We start from the raw sequence: 19,608 nt of genomic DNA, 5'->3' as shown, positions 1-19,608 counted from the left end.
TAATGAAATTATATGGTTATGAAAGAATCATTGAAAAATTGTATCATAGGACGATTGATAACAATAAATATTATTGATATAAGAATCATTCTCAATTGATTCTCAGCGAAAATCGGATCATGACTCTCCAGTTTGAAACCGCGGCGACCGACGTGGCTGCCCAATGTTTTCTCAACGCACTGATGCGTGAAACCCGGGACTGGCAAATCATCCCTGCCGCCAGCCACCAACAGTATCCGCAGCTCAACATTCCGCTTTCATCTACCCAGGCTATTCGTATTGCCTTACGCCATACCTCGCCCACACAACATCACCAGTACCTTTTCCCTGCTCATCTGCATCGGCAGGACGATGGTGCCGGCGTGGCGCTGAGCATGGAACAACTGGTCACCCTGCTGCTGGAGAAACCGGCGATAAAAGGTGAGCTGTCCGATGAGGTCGTGGCGCGTTTCCGCCAGCGAGTGCTGGAAAGTCATGATAATACCCGCCAGGCCATTGATGTCCGGCTGGACTGGCCTTCACTGCGCGACAAGCCGCTGAACTTTGCCCAGGCGGAGCAGGCTCTGCTGGTCGGCCACGCCTTCCACCCGGCGCCGAAATCCCATGAGCCCTTCGATGAACAGCAGGCGCGCCGCTATCTGCCGGATTTTGCCGCCAGCTTCCCGCTGCGCTGGTTTGCCGTCGATAAGCGCTACCTGTGCGGCGACAGCCTGAACCTGACGCTGCAACAACGCCTGCAGCGCTTTGCCGCCGAAAGCGCGCCGCAGCTGTTGGCGCACTTTACCGATGACGTCTGGCTGCTGCCGATGCATCCGTGGCAGGCCGACCATCTGCTGACGCAGACATGGTGCCAGGAGCTCGCCGCGCAGGGATTGCTGAGCGACCTGGGCGAAGCCGGCGCACGCTGGCTGCCAACCAGCTCCTCACGCTCGCTGTACAGCGCGGGCAACCGCGACATGATCAAATTCTCCCTCAGCGTGCGCCTGACCAACTCGGTGCGCACCCTGTCGGTTAAAGAAGTAAAACGCGGTATCCGCCTGGCCCGGCTGGCGCAAACGCCGCGCTGGCAAGAGCTGCAAGCGCGCTATCCGACCTTCCGCGTGATGCAGGAAGACGGCTGGGCCGGCCTGCGCTCGGCGGACGGCGCTGTCCAGGAAGAAAGCCTGATGGCATTGCGCGATAACCTGTTGTTCGACCAGCCGCATAGCCAAACCAACGTGCTGGTAACGCTCACGCAGGCGGCACCGGATGGCGGTGACAGCCTGCTGGCCGCAGCAGTGCGCCGTCTGGCCGCCCGCCTGCATCTGCCGCTGCAACAAGCCGCCCATGCCTGGCTGGACGCTTACTGCCAACAGGTGTTGCTACCGCTGTTCAGTACGGAAGCCGATTACGGGCTGGTGCTGCTGGCCCACCAGCAAAACATTCTGGTGGAGATGCAGCAGGATCTGCCGATCGGCATGCTGTACCGCGACTGCCAGGGCAGCGGCTTTACCCGCGATGCCGCGCCATGGCTGGAAGAGATTGGCGAAGCCGATGCGGAAAACCGCTTCAGCGAACAGCAATTGCTGCGCTACTTCCCTTACTACCTGCTGGTGAACTCAAGCCTGGCGGTGACCGCCGCGCTGGCTGCCGCCGGTTTCGACACGGAAGAAAGCCTGATGGCTCGGGTGCGCGACGCGCTGAGCGGCCTGCGCGACACGGCCAAAAATACCCTGTGCCTGGACTACGTGCTCGACAGCACCCACTGGAACTGCAAAGGCAACTTCTTCTGTTACCTGCACGACCACAACGAAAACACCATCGTCGATCCGGCGGTGATTTACTTTGATTTCGTCAATCCGCTGCGCCAGGGAGCCGCCCAATGATGCCGCACGCCAAACTGATGCATGCCGGCAGCGGCTTTCGCTGCGAACGGCTGGAAAAGGAGCTGCAACTCGGGCTGGGCCTGGACGGCAGCGCGGTGCTGCACTATCCCGGTTCGCTGCCGCAAGGCTGGCTGGTGCAGGCACTGGACCAGTTGCTGATAGCCGCGCCGCAGTTGAGCGGCATCACGCTGCCCTATGCGCAATGGCGCGAAGAGCCGCAGGCGCAGGCGCTGTTCGCACTGGCAAGCGGCGACTATCTGGCACGCGAGACGTTTTATCAGTTGCCGCTGTGGCTGGGCGCTGAACGCAACCGCGCTTCCACCCAGATGCAGTATGACGCCGAGCGCAGCCTCTGGTACCCGCAACGCCCGACGCGGCCCCATGGCGAGGTCTATCGCCGCTACGATCCGCAACTTAAGCAGACCCTGAGTTTCCGGCTGCCGGAAGTAGATCGCGATGCCGAGCAATTCACCCGTTGGATGAATTCGCCGCGTGTCCATGCCTTCTGGGAAATGAGCGGCCCGCTGGAAACGCAGGCGGCCTACCTGCAACGCCAGCTGGACTCCAGCTACTGCTATCCGTTGCTCGGGTGTTTCGACGATCGCCCGTTCGGTTATTTCGAAGTCTATTGGGCGCCGGAAGACCGCATTGGCCGCCACTACCGCTGGCAGCCGTTCGATCGCGGGCTGCACATGCTGGTCGGCGAAGAAGATCGCCGCGGCGCGCACTATATCCGCAGCTGGTTGCGCGGCCTGACTCATTACCTGTATCTGGATGAACCACGCACCACGCGGGTGGTCGCCGAGCCACGCGCCGATAACCAGCGTCTGTTCCGTCACCTGCCGGCCGCCGGTTACCATACCGTGAAAGAGTTCGATTTCCCGCACAAGCGTTCGCGTCTGATCATGAATCAGCGCGATGAATTCTTCCGGGGGATCGGCTTATGACCACCGCTGATTACGCCAACTGGCAACGGGTTAACCGCCAGATGATCGCCAAGATCCTGGCCGAGCTGGAATACGAACGCACGCTGCACGCCGAACAACATGACGGCCAATGGCGCATCGCACTGGGCGACGCCCGCTATACCTTCAGCGCCGAGCGCGGCATCTGGGGCTGGTTACACATCGACGCCGCCAGCCTGGCCTGCGATAGCCAGCCGCTGGCGGCCGACCAAACGCTGCGCCAGTTGGCGCAGGTGCTGAAGATGGACGATGCGCAGATCGCCGAACATCTGGAAGATCTGTACGCCACGCTGCGCGGCGATATGCAATTGCTGTCCGCCCGCCACGGCATGAGCGCGCAGGATCTGATTGCGCTCGACGCCGACGCGCTGCAATGCCTGCTGGCCGGTCACCCCAAGTTTATCTTCAACAAAGGCCGTCGCGGCTGGGGTCTGAGCGCATTGCAGCAGTATGCGCCCGAATATCAGGGCCAGTTCCGGCTGCACTGGGTAGCGGCCAAACGGGGCAGCTTTGTCTGGTGTGCCGACGATGACTACCCGCTGGAAAACCTGCTCAACAGCGCCATGGATTACGCCGAACGCCGGCGCTTTGACCACCTCTGGCGTGAGCTGAAGCTGAACGATGACTGGATCCCGGTGCCGTTGCACCCGTGGCAGTGGCAGCAAAAAATCGCGTTGCACTTCCTACCGCAACTGGCCGAAGGAGAGCTGGTCGAGCTGGGCGAGTTTGGCGACAGCTATCTGGCGCAGCAATCATTGCGCACCCTGACCAACGTCAGCCGCCGCTCAGCGTTCGACATCAAGCTGCCGCTGACCATTTACAACACCTCGTGTTACCGCGGCATTCCGGGCAAGTACATCAGCGCCGGGCCGGCAGCCTCTCGCTGGCTGCAGCAGGTGTTTGCCGAAGACAGTACGCTGCGCGCCAGCGGTGCCGAGATCCTCGGTGAGCCGGCCGCAGGCTATATGATGCACCAAACCTACGCGGCGCTGGCCAAAGCGCCCTATCGCTACCAGGAAATGCTGGGGGTGATTTGGCGCGAAAATCCTTCGTGCTATCTGCGCGACGGCGAGCAGGCCATTCTGATGGCGACGCTGATGGAAACCGATAACCACGGCCAGCCGCTGATCGGCGCCTACATCGCCCGGTCCGGCCTGAGCGCCGAAGCCTGGCTGCAACAGATGTTCAGCCGGGTGGTACTGCCGATGTACCACCTGATGTGCCGTTACGGCGTAGCCCTGATCGCCCACGGCCAAAACATCACGCTGGTGATGAAGGACCATGTGCCGCAACGGGTGCTGCTGAAAGACTTCCAGGGCGATATGCGCCTGGTGGATCAGGACTTCCCGGAAGCGGCCTCGCTGCCGAAGGTGGTGAAGGACGTTACCGTGCGCCTGTCCGCCGACTATCTGATCCATGATTTGCAAACCGGGCATTTCGTCACCGTGCTGCGTTTTATCTCGCCGCTGATGCAGGCCTGCGGGGTCAGTGAATCCCGTTTCTATCAACTGCTGGCGCAGGTGCTGGAGCGCTATATGGCGCAGCACCCAGACATGGCAGAACGCTTCGCCCTCTTTGACTTATTCAAACCACAAATTATTCGCGTGGTGCTCAACCCGGTGAAACTCACCTATTCGGAGCAGGATGGCGGCAGCCGCATGTTGCCAAACTATCTGCAAGATCTGGATAACCCTCTTTATTTGGTCACCAAGGAGTTTGCCCAATGAATCAGCCTCTGGATTTCATCGGCATCGGCGTCGGCCCCTTCAACCTCAGCATCGCCGCGCTCGGCAGCGAAGTTGCCGGCTTTAACGGCAAATTCCTGGAGCGCAAACCGCACTTTTCCTGGCACCCCGGCATGATGGTGCCGGATTGCCATATGCAGACCAGCTTCCTGAAAGATTTGGTCAGCGCGGTGTCGCCCACCAACCCGTACAGCTTTCTTAACTACCTGGTGAAAAGGAAGAAATTCTACCGTTTCCTGACCACCGAACTGCGTACGGTGTCGCGCGAAGAGTTCGCCGATTACCTCGACTGGGCCGCCAACGGGCTGAGTTCGCTCGAGTTCAGCCAGGATATTCAGAGCGTGGATTTTGACGACCGGCAGCGCCAGTTTGTCGTCACCACCCAGCGCGCGACCTACCGGGCGCGCCATGTCTGCCTGGGCATCGGCAAGCGCATCAAGCTGCCGGACTGCGTTACCGAGCAAAACGACCGCTGCTTCCACGCCAGCGAGATGACCTTGCGCAATCCGGATCTGACCGGCAAACGCGTCACCATCGTCGGCGGCGGCCAGAGCGGCGCCGATCTGTTCCTGAACATCTTCCGCGGCGAGTGGGGCCAACCGACGCAGCTGAACTGGATCTCGCGCCGCAATAACTACAATGCGCTGGATGAAGCGGCGTTCGCCAACGAGTACTTCACGCCGGACTACGTCGACAGCTTTTATGGCCTGAACGACAGCGCCAAGCAACGCATGTTGACCGAACAGAAAATGACCTCCGACGGCATCACCAGCGATTCGCTGCTGGCCATCTACCGCGCGATGTATCACCAATTTGAAGTGCTGCGTGAAAAACCCTGGGCGCACCTGCTGCCAAGCCGTTCGCTGGCGGCGATCCACGCTCAGGCTGGCGGCTATCAGTTGGTGACCCATCACCACCTCGATCAGGGCAAAGAAACGTTCGATACCGATGTGGTGATCTTCGCCACCGGTTATCAGCAGGATCGCCCGGCGTTTCTCGCCCCGCTGGCGGAGCGCCTGCTGACCACGGCAGATGACCAGTACCGCGTTGCCCCCGACTTCACCCTGGAGTGGCAGGGCCCGCAGGAAAACTGCCTGTTTGCCGTCAACGCCGGCATGCACAGCCACGGCATCGCCGAACCCCAGCTCAGCCTGATGGCATGGCGGTCGGCACGTATTCTCAACCGGGCTTTGGGACGCGACCAGTTCGATTTAACGTCCACCCCGGCTGTGATCCAATGGCGCAGTCAGCAACCGGCCACCCCGGCCCACGCTGAACACGTCATGCTCAATTACACCGAGTTTTAACTACACACCAACATGGGAACACTGGAAAAATAACGATGAAACGCAGACACCTTTGGGTATTGAACCCTTGCATGCTGGCGATGCTTGCGCCGGTTGCCTGGGCAGAAGAACAAAAAAGCGAAGATCAAATGGTGGTATCCGCCAGCCGCTCGCACCGCAGCGTGGCAGAGATGGCACAAACCACCTGGGTGATTGAAAGCCAGGAAATCGAGCAGCAAGTCCAGGGCGGCAAGGAAATCAAAGATATCCTGGCGCAACTGATCCCCGGCATGGACGTCAGCAGCCAGGGCCGCACCAACTACGGCATGAACATGCGCGGCCGTTCGATGATGGTGATGATCGATGGCGTGCGTTTGAACTCTTCGCGCAGCGACAGCCGTCAGTTGGATTCCATCGATCCGTTCAACATCGAACACATTGAGGTGATTTCCGGCGCTACCTCGCTGTATGGCGGCGGCAGCACCGGCGGCCTGATCAATATCGTCACCAAGAAAGGGCAAAAAGAGAAACAGGTTGAGCTGCAGGTGGGCGGAAAAACCGGTTTCGGCGGCCATAACGATCACGACGAGAATGTGTCGGCGGCGGTCAGCGGCGGCAACGACAACGCGTCGGGCCGCCTGTCGGTCTCCTATCAGCGTTACGGCGGCTGGTACGACGGCAAGGGCAATGAGGTGTTGATTGATAACACCCAGACCGGGCTGCAATACTCCGATCGCATCGACGTGATGGGTACCGGCACCATTAACATTGACGATCACCAGCAGTTGCAGGTGACGACGCAGTATTTCAACAGTGAGTCAGACGGCAAGCACGGTCTGTATCTGGGGAAAGATTTCTCTGCCGTGACCGGTGCGGGCCAGGCCTCCAACAGCAGCAATCTGAATTCGGATCGCATACCGGGCACCGAACGCCACCTGATTAACCTGCAGTATTCCAACACCGATTTCTGGGGCCAGGATTTGGTGGCGCAGGTCTATTATCGCGACGAGTCGCTGACCTTCTACCCGTTCCCGACGCTGGCCGGCGGCAAGGTCACCAGCATCGGCGCCTCCCAGCAGAAGACCGATTTTTACGGCGGCAAACTGACGCTGAACAGCAAGCCGATTGACGCGCTGACACTGACTTACGGCGTCGACGCCGAGCATGAAAGCTTCAACGCCAACCAGCAGTTCTTCAATCTGGCCAAGGCGCAGCAGTCCGGCGGTATGACGCTGGAAAATGCCTATAACGTCGGCCGCTATCCTGGCTATACCACCACCAACCTGGCGCCGTTCCTGCAAGCCAGCTACGACATCGATCCGATGTTTACCCTCAGCGGCGGCGTACGTTATCAGTACACCGAGAACAAGGTGGACGACTTTGTCGGCTATGCGCAGCAACAAGGGATCGCCAACGGTCTGGCGAACTCCGCCGATGCGGTGCCGGGCGGCAAAACCGACTACAACAACGTTTTGTTCAACGCCGGTTTGCTGGCGCACCTGACCGAACGTCAGCAGGCGTGGTTCAACTTCTCGCAAGGCTTTGAGATCCCGGATCTGGCGAAGTATTACGGTTCGGGCACCTATAAACTGGTCGACGGGCATTATCAGTTGCAGAAAAGCGTCAACGTTAATGACTCCAAACTGGAAGGCATCAAGGTTAACTCCTACGAGTTGGGCTGGCGCTATACCGGCGACAACTTGCGTACCCAGGTCGCGGCCTACTACTCGCTGTCGGATAAAACCATCTCGATCAACAAAACCGACATGACCATCAACCTGGATTCGGATAAACGCCGGATTTACGGGGTGGAAGGTGCGGTGGATTACTTCTTCGACAACAGCGAATGGAGCACCGGTACCACCTTTAACCTGATCAAATCGGAAACCAAAACCGACGGCAAGTGGGAGAAGCTGACGGTCGACACCGCCAGCCCGTCGAAAGCCACCGCCTACGTCAACTGGGCTCCGGGCGACTGGAATCTTCGCATGCAGTCGCAACAAACGTTCGACGTATCGGATGCCAACGGGAATAAAATCAACGGTTACAACACCCTCGATTTCCTCGGCAGCTACGCTTTGCCGGTGGGGAAAGTCAGCTTCAGCGTGGAAAACCTGCTGGACAAGAATTACACCACCGTCTGGGGCCAGCGCGCGCCGATCCTTTACAGCCCAACCTATGGCTCACCAGAGCTGTACAGCTATAAAGGCCGTGGCCGCACCTTTGGTCTGAACTACTCAGTGCTGTTCTGATCCTGATAAGGGCCGGCAATGCCGTAATGTCAGTCAGTTAAGCCTGACTGGCATTTTTTTATCCCATCTCTGTACGCTCCGTGCAGAAGGAATTGCCGTCAATATCCCGCATTTCTCTGCTGCCACAATGAACGGCAGCCGGTGATGCGCACTAAGGTCAACCCCCGAATCGGCTGCCACCGGGCAACTTATCCCTTCCGTTTGATATTGCGTGATGAAAGACAGTGAACATGATGAGATGAGCAGGGTGTTGGACGCCCTTGAAGACGTCGAACGAAAGAACAACGCATAGGCGAAACCGCCATGGACGGCGGTTTCAGGCGAGACAGGCAGGGACGCCTGTCGTAGCCGGCCGTGATGCGGCGTGATGAAGTGAGAGCCGTTGGCGTAGCCAACCGTCTGATTGGGCAAAGGCGCGGGTTGCAAGGGACCCCGCCCTGGGTCCCTTGCTCGGTCGAGGCGCGTGAGCCTCAGGGTACATCTCACCTTTATCGACCGAAAACGTCACCCACATCTGCAGAAAACCGGCATTACGGCATTGCCGACCCTTATCATTTGCAAAATGGATGATGTTCCGCCCAATGTTCGGCGATATCCTGCCGTCGGCATACCCAGACCCGATCGTGCTGCTCGACATAATCCAGGAACCGTTGCAACGCACGGAACTTGCCTGGACGCCCCAGCAAGCGGCAGTGCATGCCGATCGACAGCATCTTCGGCGATACTTCCCCTTCGGCATACAGCACGTCAAAGCTGTCTTTCAGGTAGGTATAGAACTGCTCGCCGGTATTAAAGCCCTGCGGCGAAGCAAAGCGCATATCGTTGGCCTCAAGCGTGTAGGGCACGATCAGATGCGGTTTTTTTTCGCCATTGGCGCACTGCACTTCGGTCCAGAACGGCAAATCGTCGCCATAATAGTCGCTGTCGTACAGCAAACCGCCCTGTTCCACCACCAGCCTGCGGGTGTTCGGGCTGTCGCGGCCGGTATACCAGCCGAGCGGCGCCTTGCCGAACAGATCGCTCAGTACCGAGATCGCCCGCTGCATATGCTGCCGTTCGGTGGCTTCATCCATATTCTGATAGTGGATCCAGCGCCAGCCGTGGCTGACCACATCATAATTGGCGTTTTTGATCGCCTCGACCACCAGCGGATTGCGCGCCAGCGCCATCGCCACGCCAAACACCGTCAACGGCAGGCCACGACGTTGAAACTCATTATGGATACGCCAGAACCCGGCGCGTGACCCGTACTCGTACAGCGACTCCATCGACATATGCCGTTCGGGGTAGCTGGCCGCGCCAATGATATCGGACAGGAACTGTTCGGAACCGGCGTCGCCATGCAGCACGCTGTTTTCCGCGCCCTCCTCGTAGTTGAGGACAAACTGCACTGCAATACGCGCCTGCCCCGGCCAGCGGGCGTGCGGCGGCCGGCCGCCATACCCCATCAAATCACGGGGATACTCTTGATTGAAGTCATACTCTTTCATCGCCGTTTCCCTCTGCCTATTACCCGTTAAAACTGCCAAACATGCCGGACAAGGGTTTGACCAGCGGGAAATCCAGATCGCCGTGCTTGCTGGTGCTCAGGCCCAGCGCATGAAGCGACTCGATCATTTTCACCGCCGCGCTGACGCCGTCGATCACCGGGATCCCCAGCTCCTGCGTCAGTTCGCGCGCCAAATCGGCCATGCCGCCACAGCCGAGCACGATCGCCCCGCTGCCGTCGTGTTGTTTTGCTTTAATGCACTGTTCGCGTACTTTTCGCTGAGCCAGGCCGCTGCCATCTTCCAGCGTCAGCACCGGCAGATCGATAGCGTGCAGCGCGGCGCAGTGGCGCTCAAACCCGTATTGATGCAGTAAGTGGCGCGCAATGGTCAGCGTGCGCGGCAGCGTGGTGACGATAGAAAAGCGCGTCGCCACCAGCGTCGCCATATGCATGGCCGCCTCGGCGATGCCTACCACCGGCCGGCTTGCCAGCTCACGCGCCGCCAGCAGGCCCGGATCGCCAAAACAGGCAATGATATGGCCGCTGACGCCGGCTTCGCGGCCGAGTTTGACCTGTTGCAGAACGCCGATCGCGGCAATCGCTTCGTCGAAATGGCCTTCTATCGACGGCGCCCCCTCTTGCGGACAAACCGCCAGGATCTCGGTACCCGGCGCGGCCACGGCGCGGGCTGCATCGGCAATGGTCGCCGTCATGGCCCGGCTGGTGTTCGGGTTGATAACCTGGATGATGCAATCGGCGGTCATAAAGGCTCCTGCAAACCGGGCTTGGCAAAAATGCGGGCGAAATCAGGGGTTTCATCCGCACCGTCATTAAATCTCAGGTTCGCCACAATATCGTCAAAATGGCGGGCCATGTGCTCTGCCAGCGCCGTGCCGTCCTTGCGGCGCAGCTGCGCCAACAGATCGCTGTGATCGTGACAACGGCAACCCTGCTGCCAGGGTGAGCCGTAAACGGCAATCACCAGTGATGAGCGCAGCGTGAGTTGCGAAACCATTTCGGTCAGTACGTTATTGCCGGCGATCGCCTGTAATTGAACGTGAAACGCGGCAGACAGACGAATGGCCGCCGCGCCGTCCTGATCGCGGTGCGCCTGCTGTTCCTGTGCCACTATGCCTTCCATCGCCAACAGATGTTCTTCGCGGCAGGCTGCAATCACCCGCGGCAAATTGGCGCACTCCAGCATTTTGCGCGTCTGGAATACGTTCGCCGCCTCATCCTGCCCCGGCGTTGTCACCTGTGCACCACGCTTGGGCAGATGGGTAACCAGTTGCACTGCGGCAAGGCGCTGCAGCACCCGCCGGATCCCGGTGCGGCTGACGCCAAAGGTCTCCGCCAACGCCTCTTCCGGCAACTTGCTGCCGGGCAGCAGCCGATGTTCGACAATCGCCTTCACCAGCTCGTTATAAATATGATCGTCTTTATCTTCAGTGAAATAAGTGGCTTGTTGCCCGAGCCACGCGGTGTTGGCGCCGATCGTCGTGCCGATCATTTTGCTGCTCCCTGTACCGTTGGATAATCAAATCGTATACAAGATTAATATATTTTGTATACAAAAAAGAACGATCTGGCCTGAATCCTGCAAAAGCCTTCTCAGCAATCTTTGCCAAAAAACAGATAACCACATCCGGGTGACGTTCTTGAGAGGAGCACGATTTATGCCAAACCCTAATGAAAATTACAGCCCAAAGCTGTGTAACGACGATCTGGCGCCAACGCGCGACCAGAACTGGAGCTGGTACAACATCTTTTCCTTCTGGATGTCGGATGTACACAGCATGGGCGGCTATGTGGTAGCCGCCAGCTTCTTCGCCCTCGGTCTGTCGAGCTGGCAGGTACTGATTTGCCTGCTGGTGGGGATCTGTATCGTGCAGTTTTGCGCCAACCTGGTCGCCAAACCCAGCCAGCTTGGCGGCGTGCCTTACGCCGTGCTGAGCCGCCAGGCGTTTGGCGTGTTCGGCGCCAATATTCCGGCGGTGATCCGCGGGATGATCGCCTTCGCCTGGTACGGTATACAAACCTATCTGGCTTCCAATGCGCTGATGCTGACGTTACTGAAATTCTTCCCGTCGCTGGAGCCGATGACTCAACCGCATTTCCTCGGCCTGTCACAGCTTGGCTGGTGTTGTTACATCACCATGTGGGTGTTGCAGGCGATGGTGTTCTGGCACGGCATGGCGGCGATTAAACGCTTTATCGATATCGCCGGGCCGGCGGTGTATGTGGTGATGTTCGCGTTGGCCGGCTGGATTGTATACCGCGTCGGTTTCTCCAACCTTTCCCTCACGCTGGCGAGCAAAAACCTGAGCGCCGGTGAGCAGGGCTGGCTGATGCTGACCGCCACTGCGCTGGTGGTGTCTTACTTCTCCGGCCCGCTGCTGAATTTCGGCGACTTTACCCGCTACGGCAAAAGCTTTGCCGAGGTACAACGCGGCAACCGCTGGGGCCTGCCGTTCAACTACCTGCTGTTCTCGCTGGTCACCGTGGTGATCGTTTCCGGCACCCTGCCGCTGTTCGGTCAGTTGATCACCGATCCGATCGAAACCGTCACCCGTCTCGACAGCGATATCGCCGTGGCCCTTGGCCTGCTGACCATGATTGTCGCTACCATAGGCATCAATATCGTCGCCAACTTTGTGTCGCCGGCGTTTGATTTCTCCAACTGTTCGCCGCAGAAAATCAGCTTCCGCACCGGCGGGATGATCGCCGCCGTCGGTTCTTTCCTGCTGACACCGTGGAACCTGTTCCAGTCACCCGAACTGATCCACTACACGCTGGACGTGCTGGCGGCCTTTATCGGCCCGCTGTTCGGCATTTTGCTGGTGGATTTTTACATCATCAAACGCGGCGAACTGCACGTCGACGACTTGTACAACGCAACGCCGGGGGGACGTTACTGGTATAAGAACGGTTTCAACCCGAACGCTATCTGGGCGCTGGTGCCGTCGGTGATTATCGGGCTGGCGATAAGCTTCACGCCCAGCCTGCATGAGGTGGCGAACTTTAGCTGGTTTATCGGTGCCGCACTGGGTGGGGGATGCTATCGGATCATTGCCCGCCGCGAATGGGCAGCCAATCAGTCAGTGACCTTTGCCAAAAGGCAGTTGAGCAAAGATTAAAAACAACGAAGCCCTGAGTTATTGCTAACTCAGGGCTTCTTAATGTTGGCGGAACGGACGGGGCTCGAACCCGCGACCCCCTGCGTGACAGGCAGGTATTCTAACCAACTGAACTACCGCTCCGCGCCGTTCAACTCTTGCGAGAGGAACGAGGCGCATATTACGGTTGAGCTTCTGTTCCGTCAATGCCTTTTTCTTACGAAATTAACCGTTTGCGCAGTTTTTCAGCTAAGGCGGTTAAAAAGCGCGTTTTCATGCCGGGAACGCCGTTATTCCGCTTCCGCACGCCACAGGCAACTGCCGCCCTTTTTCGCCACCAAATCCAGTCGCGCCTCATGGGCCACCACTTCTGCATCGCTGGCATACACCACTTTCATCGCCGTCGCCGGACGGACAATGCGCTGTATATCCTGCGTCGAGTCGTTATGCTGCGTGTCGCCTTCCATCTGAAACGCCATCGACGTCTGGCCGCCGGTCATCGCCAGATAAACTTCCGCCAGGATCTCGGCATCGAGCAATGCGCCGTGCAACGTACGCTTGCTGTTGTCTATCTCATAACGGCCGCACAGGGCGTCAAGATTGTTGCGCTTGCCCGGGAACAGGCGGCGCGCCATTAACAGGCTGTCGGTGATGGTGCAGAAGGTGTCGGTCTTCGGCAGACCCTTCTGCAACATGCGGAATTCGTGATCCATAAAGCCGACGTCGAACGACGCATTATGAATGACTAATTCACCGCCGCGGATGAAATCGATGAACTCATCGGCAATTTGGTCGAACGTGGGTTTATCCGCCAGGAACTCGTCGCTGATCCCGTGAACGCCGTAGGCCTCCGGATCTACCAGCCGGTCCGGCTTGACGTAAACGTGGTAGTGGCGGCCGGTCAGGCGGCGGTTAATCACTTCCACTGCGCCAATTTCAATGATGCGGTGGCCTTCGTAATGTACCCCGAGTTTGTTCATACCGGTGGTTTCGGTATCGAGGACAATCTGTCTGGTGGTTGTAGAGATCATATTGCAGTGCTCACAGCGCTCGTTTATGTCAGACTTGGCTTTTATAAAACCGATAGGAAGAGTCTACCAGAGATGCTCAAACAGGTAGAAATTTTCACCGACGGCTCTTGCCTTGGCAACCCGGGCCCCGGTGGCTACGGCGCAATACTGCGCTATAAACAGGTTGAGAAAACCTTCAGTGCGGGCTACCGCCTGACCACCAACAATCGCATGGAGCTGATGGCGGCGATTGTCGCGCTCGAAGCGCTGACCGCTCCTTGTGAAGTGACGTTGAGCACCGACAGCCAGTATGTGCGCCAGGGCATTACCAGTTGGATCCATAACTGGAAAAAGCGTGGCTGGAAAACAGCCGATAAAAAACCGGTCAAAAATGTCGATCTTTGGCAGCGGTTGGACCTGGCTATTCAGACCCACACCATCAAGTGGGAATGGGTCAAAGGCCACGCCGGTCACCCGGAGAACGAACGCTGCGACGTGCTGGCGCGCGATGCGGCGGGCAACCCCACGCAGGACGACATCGGTTACAAACCGGAAAATTAAGGCAGTTTGCGGTAACTCTTGGTCGCGCCGACGGCGCGGCTGAGAGCCGGTTTTCTGGCCCCCACCTTCATCGGCGTTGGCGTCAGCGGCAAAGTGCGTTTACGCGCGACAATCACGCTCATGCACCCCAGCGCCGGCAAATGCGTACTTAAAAACGTCCCGCCTTTGCGCTGCCACGGCAGTACGTGAAAACGCGCCTGGTGCAACACTTCATAATTCAACAGACTGAGCCAGTCCAACAGGCGCATTTGGGTAAACATGCGGCTGACATAAGGCTGACGATGGCGTAATCCGGGCACCAGCTTGCCCAATCCCAACAGGCTGAACGGGTTGAAGCTGCTGATCACCAGCCAACCGTCATCAATCAACACGCGATCGACTTCGCGCAGCATACGGTGCGGATCGTCGGCGTAAGACAGCGTGTGCGCCAGCAGGCAGGCATCCACCGATTTTGCGGCGAACGGCAGTTGATAGGCATCTGCGAGCACCTGCAGGTTTTCCCCTTTCAGGCTCACATTCACCTGATGCGAAATGGCGCACTTGTCGGTCGCCAGGCTGGCGCTGAGGTTACCGAGTTTCAGCAGGTGAAAACCGAACAGCTTCGGCCACCAGGGTTGCAACTGCCGCTCGAGCGCCTCACGATAGTATTCCCCCCACGGCATCTCCGCCCAAGACTGTGGGCTGGCGAGCTTTTCTAGAGTATGGGCTGGTTTCATGATTTATTATCTTCTTTCAAGCCGTTGCCAACAGGAGATCCAACATGAATCTTATCAGCATTCCCGCCTTCCAGGACAATTACATTTGGTTATTGGATAACCAACAGGGGCATTGCGTCCTGGTCGATCCCGGCGAAGCGCAACCGGCGCTTGACGCATTGGAGCGCCTGAATCTGACGCCTGATGCCATTCTGCTGACCCACCATCATCACGATCACGTTGGCGGCGTAACGCAAATTGCGGCGCGCTATCCGGGCTTGAAAGTCTATGGCCCGCAGGAAACGGCCGACAAAGGAACAAATCACATCGTTCATGACGGTGAAACGATCGAAATCAACGGCCGCCAATATGCCGTTATCGCGGTTCCCGGACATACGCTGGGTCATGTGGCATTCTATAGCGCACCTTATCTGTTCTGCGGAGACACGATTTTCTCTGCCGGCTGCGGCAGGCTGTTTGAAGGAACGGCCGAGCAAATGTACAACGCATTTCAACAACTCGCGCAACTTCCCGATAACACCTTAATTTGCTGCGCGCATGAATATACTCTTTCAAATCTTAAGTTTGCGCGGGCTATTTTGCCGGAAGATCGAGAGATTGAAACATATCAACAACAAGTCGAAGCGTTAAGGGCAAAAGGCCAACCCAGCGTCCCTACAAGTCTACAAACAGAGCGTAAAATTAACCTATTTTTACGATGCCATGACACTGATTTACAAAAGAAATTAGGCTTTTATACCGCACCAGACCCTCTTCATTCGGTTTTTTCCGAATTACGCCTGCGGAAAGATAACTTCTGAGCTTTTAGTTGTGTTATTTGACGAAGCAAAGTATGATTGCTCGTCTTTTAAGCAACTATATTGACACACACATGAAGGCTAAAGCGATATTTCTCGCCTCAGTCTTGCTAGTGGGGTGCCAGTCGTCCAGGCAGGATGCACCGGCCCCAGAACAGCATGCACAGAGTTTGTCTTCGGCAGGTCAAGAAGGTGAAGCAGGAGAGTACACAGCGAATGGTCGAGCGAGCTCGGCGCGGTGGCTAGATAACAATAGTGGTGCCGCGCAACAGAACCTGTGGAACTTCATTAGCGACGAGCTGAAGATGGAGGTTCCGGAAAATTCCCGGATCCGTGATCAAAAAAGAAAGTACCTAAAAAGTAAGAGCTATCTCCACGATGTAACATTACGGGCAGAGCCGTACATGTACTGGATAGTCGGGCAGATTAAGAAACGTAATATGCCGATGGAACTGGTACTGCTACCCATAGTGGAGAGCGCTTTTGACCCACACGCCACGTCAAGTGCCAATGCCGCAGGGCTATGGCAAATCGTGCCGCAAACGGGTCGTAATTATGGTTTGAAAAACAACCAGTGGTATGACGGGCGACGCGATGTCGTGGCCTCGACGACTGCTGCGCTTGATATGATGCAGTATTTGAACCGCATGTTTAACGGTGACTGGTTATTGACCATTGCCGCTTATAACAGTGGTGAAGGCCGTGTCATGCAAGCGGTTAAGGCAAATAAACGCCAGGGTAAGCCAACCAATTTCTGGGCATTGTCGCTTCCGCGTGAAACGTCAATTTATGTCCCGAAAATGCTGGCGCTGAGCGATATCATCAAAAACAGCAAGCAGTACGGTATCAATCTGCCAAAGACTGATAACACCCGTGCACTGGCGCGTATCGATGTCGGACAGCAAATACAGTTAACTCAGGCGGCTGAGATGGCTGGGCTTTCGATTAGCAAGATGAAAGCTTATAACCCGGGCTACAAAAAAGGCGTTACGGCACCCAATGGGCCCCATTACATTATGGTTCCTAAAGGCAATGCCGATCAGCTGAAAGACTCGCTGGCCGATGGCCAAATCGCGGCGACTCAGCCAACTGCACAGTTGGCGAAGAACAGCAGCTTGTCTGGTGGCAGTTCGTATAAAGTGCGCTCCGGCGACACGGTATCGAGCATTGCCAAGCGGTTGAATATCAAAACCAGCGACTTGCAGAGTTGGAACAACTTACGTGCCAAGAGCGCTTTAAAAGTTGGGCAAACCCTGCAAGTGGCCAGCAACACTGACAGTAACGGCAGTATCACCTATCAGGTTCGTAAAGGTGATTCGCTTGCCAGTATTGCACGTCGTCATCGCGTCGATATTACCGACGTGATGCGTTGGAATTCAACGCTCGGCAAAGGCAGCAGCCTGCAACCCGGCCTGAAACTGACCTTGTTTGTAAGCAACAAAATGTCACCGGATACCTAAATTTCCGGCACAAAAAAAAAGCACCCTTCGGGGTGCTTTTTTTATTGTCTGAACGCTGAGCGCTTATTACCAATGCGGCTTGTCTGCCTCGGGATGAAACTCCACCAGCAGAGGATTATGATCCGAAGCGCTGGTCACCAGTACGGAGGCCTCGGCGACGCCCATATTGCGATAGAACACGAAGTCCAATGGGCGGCCAAAGGCTTTACGGCGATGATCGTCGGTGAAACTCACCTCACGCAGCGCTATATCGCTGGCGAACTGATACAGCGCATTGATTCGTTTGCGGCTCCAGGCATTAAAATCCCCGGCCATGATCACCGGCCCATGGTGATTGGCAATTTGCTCACCGATCGGCCCCAGTTGCTTACTGTATACGTCCACGCCCAGGCTAAAATTCACCGCATGGATGTTTACTACCATCAGCAGTTGGCCGTTAAACAGCGGGTAGACGGTGATCAACGCCGACTTGGCTAACCGCAGCAGCGGTTCACGCTCACGCAACGGGCAGCAGTAAACCGGGTGCGCCGCCGCCAACGTCATCACGCCAGACGGATGTTGAGGCAGCGCAAATGCCGGTACCTGATCGGCCGCCAGATAGTTGGCAGTGGCAAAGCTCACCAGTTCAGGCGTGGTTTGCGCTTCTTGCAGCAGCACCAGTTGTGCATCCTTGCCATAGTTTTTCAGCACCGAGAGCCAGTCTGCCCTTTGCTGTTTAAAGATATTCCACACCATCACCCGCAACGCGCCCGCCGTGGGCAATGCGGCCCCGGGCGGCAGCGGCTGATTAATGGCGCCAGGGAAAATTCGCTCAACTGGCTGGCCTGCAACATACCGCATTGCATAAGTTCGTTTCGGCACGCTATTCGCCTATTTCCCATGAGGATGAAACTGACGGTGACATTCCCGCCAACAATGAATCGATTATACGCCTGCCCTCACCTGACGGCATGGCTTTTACGGGGTATATCCTTTTCAGTTATAGGGGCGTGAAGCAAGGAATTCAATGTTCTGACAGTATATGTATGTAAAGGTTAGCGGCGACGAGTGAGAAATGCGAAAAGGCCCGCAAAATGAAATGCGGGCCTGAATATCGGACGAGCATGGGGATCAGGCCGGCTGCTGCCGGTACTTCTTATCCAGACGCCCGCTAAGGCCAACCAGCAACAGGGCCGCCAGCACGATCAACGCGCCAATCCACGGGGTTTGCGTCAACCCCAGCGTCGCTACGGTCTGGCCGCCAATCACCGACCCCAACGCAATGCCCACGTTAAATGCCGCAATATTTAGGCCGGACGCTACGTCCACCGCGTTCGGCGTATACTGCTCGGCCTTTTGCACCACGTACACCTGCAAGCCAGGAACGTTACCAAAGGCAAACACCCCCATGACGATCACCGTTATCAGCGCGGCAATGCTGTGGCCGGCAGTGAACTGGAATACCAGCAGCAGGGCGGCCAATGCGGCAAAGATAAAGCTCAACGCCCGCACCGCGCCATGACGATCCGCCAGTTTGCCTCCCCAGATGTTACCGATCGCCACCGCGATGCCATAGGCAAGCAGGATCCAGCTCACCGCCGGGGCGGAGAAGCCCGCCAGTTCCTGCATCATTGGCGCCAGGAAGGTAAAAGTGGTGAATACGCCGCCGTAGCCGAGGGCTGTGATGGCGTAAATAAGCAACAAGCGCGGATGGGTCAGCACTTTAAACTGCTCGCCAATACTGGCGCTGGCCTGATTCTTGATATTGTTCGGTACCAGAATGATGCTGGCCACAGTGGCAATAACGCCAATCAGTGACACCGCCAGGAAGGTTTCGCGCCAACCGAAGTGCTGACCGATAAAGGTCCCCAACGGCACCCCGGTCACCAGCGCTACGGTCAGGCCGCCGAACATGATGGCGATCGCCGAGGCAGCCTTCTCTTTCGCCACCAGGCCGGTCGCGATAGTCGAGCCGATTGAGAAGAAGACACCGTGCGCCAGGCCGGTCAACAGGCGGGCAACCACCAGCGACTCATAGCCTGGTGCCTGCCAGGCCAGCAGGTTGCCGAGGGTGAACAGCACCATGAGGCCAATCAGCAGCAGCTTGCGCGGCACGCGGCCGGTCAAGGCCGTCAGTACCGGGGCGCCAATCGCCACGCCGATAGCATAAATGGTTACCAGCAGCCCTGCTGAGGGCACGGTCACGCCAAGTTGCTCTGCGATAGTTGGGATCAAGCCGACTATCACAAACTCCGTGGTGCCGATAGCAAAGGCACTGATGGTCAATGCAAGTAATGCGAGAGGCATGTTTATTTACTCCAAATAGCGTTCAGGTTGATGACGGCTATTATCTGCCCATGCTTAAAT

The 19,608-nt window shown here is 57.4% G+C and carries 16 protein-coding genes and 1 tRNA gene; 9 read left to right on the top strand and 8 right to left on the bottom strand.

Annotated features, from left to right (window positions below; genetic code table 11):
- Positions 1 to 119: 119 nt before the first annotated feature.
- From JK621_RS03245 to JK621_RS03225, 5 genes are read left to right on the top strand one after another with little or no spacing between them, the layout of a single operon-like run.
- Positions 120 to 1,865, top strand: a complete 1,746-nt coding sequence (locus JK621_RS03245) for an IucA/IucC family protein (protein ID WP_212558616.1) — start codon at positions 120 to 122, stop codon at positions 1,863 to 1,865.
- The gene (locus JK621_RS03240) at positions 1,862 to 2,812 is read left to right on the top strand and encodes a GNAT family N-acetyltransferase (protein ID WP_212558615.1); all 951 of its coding nucleotides are present in this window, start codon (positions 1,862 to 1,864) and stop codon (positions 2,810 to 2,812) included. Before JK621_RS03245 ends, JK621_RS03240 begins: the two co-directional genes overlap by 4 nt.
- Entirely contained in the window at positions 2,809 to 4,557 is a 1,749-nt protein-coding gene (gene iucC / locus JK621_RS03235) for an aerobactin synthase IucC (RefSeq protein ID WP_212558614.1), read from the top strand. The genes JK621_RS03240 and iucC overlap by 4 nt, the downstream gene beginning before the upstream one ends.
- Positions 4,554 to 5,882, top strand: coding sequence for a lysine N(6)-hydroxylase/L-ornithine N(5)-oxygenase family protein (locus JK621_RS03230; protein WP_212558613.1), 1,329 nt, complete (start codon positions 4,554 to 4,556; stop codon positions 5,880 to 5,882). Before iucC ends, JK621_RS03230 begins: the two co-directional genes overlap by 4 nt.
- A 35-nt stretch (positions 5,883 to 5,917) precedes the next feature.
- Entirely contained in the window at positions 5,918 to 8,113 is a 2,196-nt protein-coding gene (locus tag JK621_RS03225) for a TonB-dependent siderophore receptor (RefSeq protein WP_212558612.1), read from the top strand.
- Between the two features lie 551 nt (positions 8,114 to 8,664).
- Here the strand turns inward: JK621_RS03225 and puuE are convergent.
- The 3 genes from puuE to JK621_RS03210 are packed head-to-tail and all read right to left on the bottom strand — an operon-like array spanning position 8,665 to position 11,112.
- The gene (puuE, locus tag JK621_RS03220) at positions 8,665 to 9,603 is read right to left on the bottom strand and encodes an allantoinase PuuE (RefSeq protein WP_212558611.1); all 939 of its coding nucleotides are present in this window, start codon (positions 9,601 to 9,603) and stop codon (positions 8,665 to 8,667) included.
- 19 nt (positions 9,604 to 9,622) lie between these two features.
- Positions 9,623 to 10,366: an allantoin racemase gene (hpxA, locus tag JK621_RS03215; RefSeq protein WP_212558610.1), complete on the bottom strand. Its 744-nt coding sequence runs from the start codon at positions 10,364 to 10,366 to the stop codon at positions 9,623 to 9,625.
- Complete coding sequence (locus tag JK621_RS03210; protein ID WP_212558609.1) at positions 10,363 to 11,112, bottom strand: GntR family transcriptional regulator; 750 nt, start codon at positions 11,110 to 11,112, stop codon at positions 10,363 to 10,365. Before JK621_RS03210 ends, hpxA begins: the two co-directional genes overlap by 4 nt.
- Positions 11,113 to 11,278: 166 nt before the next feature.
- Here JK621_RS03210 and JK621_RS03205 point away from each other — a divergent pair, with 166 nt between their 5' ends.
- The gene (locus JK621_RS03205; protein ID WP_212558608.1) at positions 11,279 to 12,739 is read left to right on the top strand and encodes an NCS1 family nucleobase:cation symporter-1; all 1,461 of its coding nucleotides are present in this window, start codon (positions 11,279 to 11,281) and stop codon (positions 12,737 to 12,739) included.
- Between the two features lie 46 nt (positions 12,740 to 12,785).
- On the opposite strand, the gene JK621_RS03200 is transcribed toward JK621_RS03205, so the two are convergent.
- Together JK621_RS03200 and dnaQ are read right to left on the bottom strand one after the other, a co-directional pair.
- A tRNA-Asp gene (locus JK621_RS03200) sits at positions 12,786 to 12,862 on the bottom strand.
- A 146-nt stretch (positions 12,863 to 13,008) separates the two neighbouring features.
- Complete coding sequence (dnaQ, locus tag JK621_RS03195) at positions 13,009 to 13,749, bottom strand: DNA polymerase III subunit epsilon (RefSeq protein ID WP_212558607.1); 741 nt, start codon at positions 13,747 to 13,749, stop codon at positions 13,009 to 13,011.
- A 72-nt stretch (positions 13,750 to 13,821) separates the two neighbouring features.
- Between dnaQ and rnhA the strand changes: the two genes are divergently transcribed.
- Entirely contained in the window at positions 13,822 to 14,289 is a 468-nt protein-coding gene (gene rnhA / locus JK621_RS03190) for a ribonuclease HI (protein ID WP_212558606.1), read from the top strand.
- Here the strand turns inward: rnhA and JK621_RS03185 are convergent.
- Complete coding sequence (locus JK621_RS03185) at positions 14,286 to 15,005, bottom strand: class I SAM-dependent methyltransferase (RefSeq protein WP_212558605.1); 720 nt, start codon at positions 15,003 to 15,005, stop codon at positions 14,286 to 14,288. The two genes, rnhA and JK621_RS03185, sit on opposite strands and share 4 nt — an antisense overlap.
- 44 nt (positions 15,006 to 15,049) lie before the next feature.
- Between JK621_RS03185 and gloB the strand changes: the two genes are divergently transcribed.
- Positions 15,050 to 15,805 (top strand): hydroxyacylglutathione hydrolase, encoded by a 756-nt coding sequence (gene gloB / locus JK621_RS03180; RefSeq protein ID WP_212558604.1) that lies wholly within the window; start codon positions 15,050 to 15,052, stop codon positions 15,803 to 15,805.
- A gap of 71 nt (positions 15,806 to 15,876) precedes the next feature.
- The gene (gene mltD, locus JK621_RS03175; RefSeq protein WP_212560112.1) at positions 15,877 to 17,262 is read left to right on the top strand and encodes a murein transglycosylase D; all 1,386 of its coding nucleotides are present in this window, start codon (positions 15,877 to 15,879) and stop codon (positions 17,260 to 17,262) included.
- 66 nt (positions 17,263 to 17,328) lie between these two features.
- Here the strand turns inward: mltD and JK621_RS03170 are convergent, their stop codons facing one another.
- Both JK621_RS03170 and JK621_RS03165 read right to left on the bottom strand, forming a co-directional pair.
- Positions 17,329 to 18,123, bottom strand: coding sequence for an endonuclease/exonuclease/phosphatase family protein (locus JK621_RS03170; protein WP_212558603.1), 795 nt, complete (start codon positions 18,121 to 18,123; stop codon positions 17,329 to 17,331).
- A 249-nt stretch (positions 18,124 to 18,372) separates the two neighbouring features.
- Positions 18,373 to 19,548 carry an MFS transporter gene (locus JK621_RS03165; RefSeq protein WP_212558602.1) on the bottom strand — a complete coding sequence of 392 codons (1,176 nt, stop codon included), beginning with the start codon at positions 19,546 to 19,548 and terminating at the stop codon, positions 18,373 to 18,375.
- Positions 19,549 to 19,608: the final 60 nt, after the last annotated feature.

Source organism: Serratia plymuthica (assembly GCF_018336935.1).
Taxonomy (GTDB): domain Bacteria; phylum Pseudomonadota; class Gammaproteobacteria; order Enterobacterales; family Enterobacteriaceae; genus Serratia; species Serratia plymuthica_B.
Note: the sequence above shows the minus strand (reverse complement) of the source record. Positions and strands in the feature narration are given on the sequence as shown.

Excerpts from the sequence above, each read along its gene's own strand:
- JK621_RS03245 (WP_212558616.1), top strand. The coding sequence starts at position 120 with ATGACTCTCCAGTTTGAAACCGCGGCGACCGACGTGGCTGCCCAATGT.
- iucC (WP_212558614.1), top strand. The coding sequence starts at position 2,809 with ATGACCACCGCTGATTACGCCAACTGGCAACGGGTTAACCGCCAGATG.
- JK621_RS03165 (WP_212558602.1), bottom strand. The coding sequence starts at position 19,548 with ATGCCTCTCGCATTACTTGCATTGACCATCAGTGCCTTTGCTATCGGC.
- gloB (WP_212558604.1), top strand. The coding sequence starts at position 15,050 with ATGAATCTTATCAGCATTCCCGCCTTCCAGGACAATTACATTTGGTTA.
- dnaQ (WP_212558607.1), bottom strand. The coding sequence starts at position 13,749 with ATGATCTCTACAACCACCAGACAGATTGTCCTCGATACCGAAACCACC.
- JK621_RS03205 (WP_212558608.1), top strand. The coding sequence starts at position 11,279 with ATGCCAAACCCTAATGAAAATTACAGCCCAAAGCTGTGTAACGACGAT.
- JK621_RS03210 (WP_212558609.1), bottom strand. The coding sequence starts at position 11,112 with ATGATCGGCACGACGATCGGCGCCAACACCGCGTGGCTCGGGCAACAA.
- JK621_RS03230 (WP_212558613.1), top strand. The coding sequence starts at position 4,554 with ATGAATCAGCCTCTGGATTTCATCGGCATCGGCGTCGGCCCCTTCAAC.
- mltD (WP_212560112.1), top strand. The coding sequence starts at position 15,877 with ATGAAGGCTAAAGCGATATTTCTCGCCTCAGTCTTGCTAGTGGGGTGC.
- JK621_RS03185 (WP_212558605.1), bottom strand. The coding sequence starts at position 15,005 with ATGAAACCAGCCCATACTCTAGAAAAGCTCGCCAGCCCACAGTCTTGG.
- JK621_RS03225 (WP_212558612.1), top strand. The coding sequence starts at position 5,918 with ATGAAACGCAGACACCTTTGGGTATTGAACCCTTGCATGCTGGCGATG.
- rnhA (WP_212558606.1), top strand. The coding sequence starts at position 13,822 with ATGCTCAAACAGGTAGAAATTTTCACCGACGGCTCTTGCCTTGGCAAC.
- JK621_RS03240 (WP_212558615.1), top strand. The coding sequence starts at position 1,862 with ATGATGCCGCACGCCAAACTGATGCATGCCGGCAGCGGCTTTCGCTGC.
- puuE (WP_212558611.1), bottom strand. The coding sequence starts at position 9,603 with ATGAAAGAGTATGACTTCAATCAAGAGTATCCCCGTGATTTGATGGGG.
- hpxA (WP_212558610.1), bottom strand. The coding sequence starts at position 10,366 with ATGACCGCCGATTGCATCATCCAGGTTATCAACCCGAACACCAGCCGG.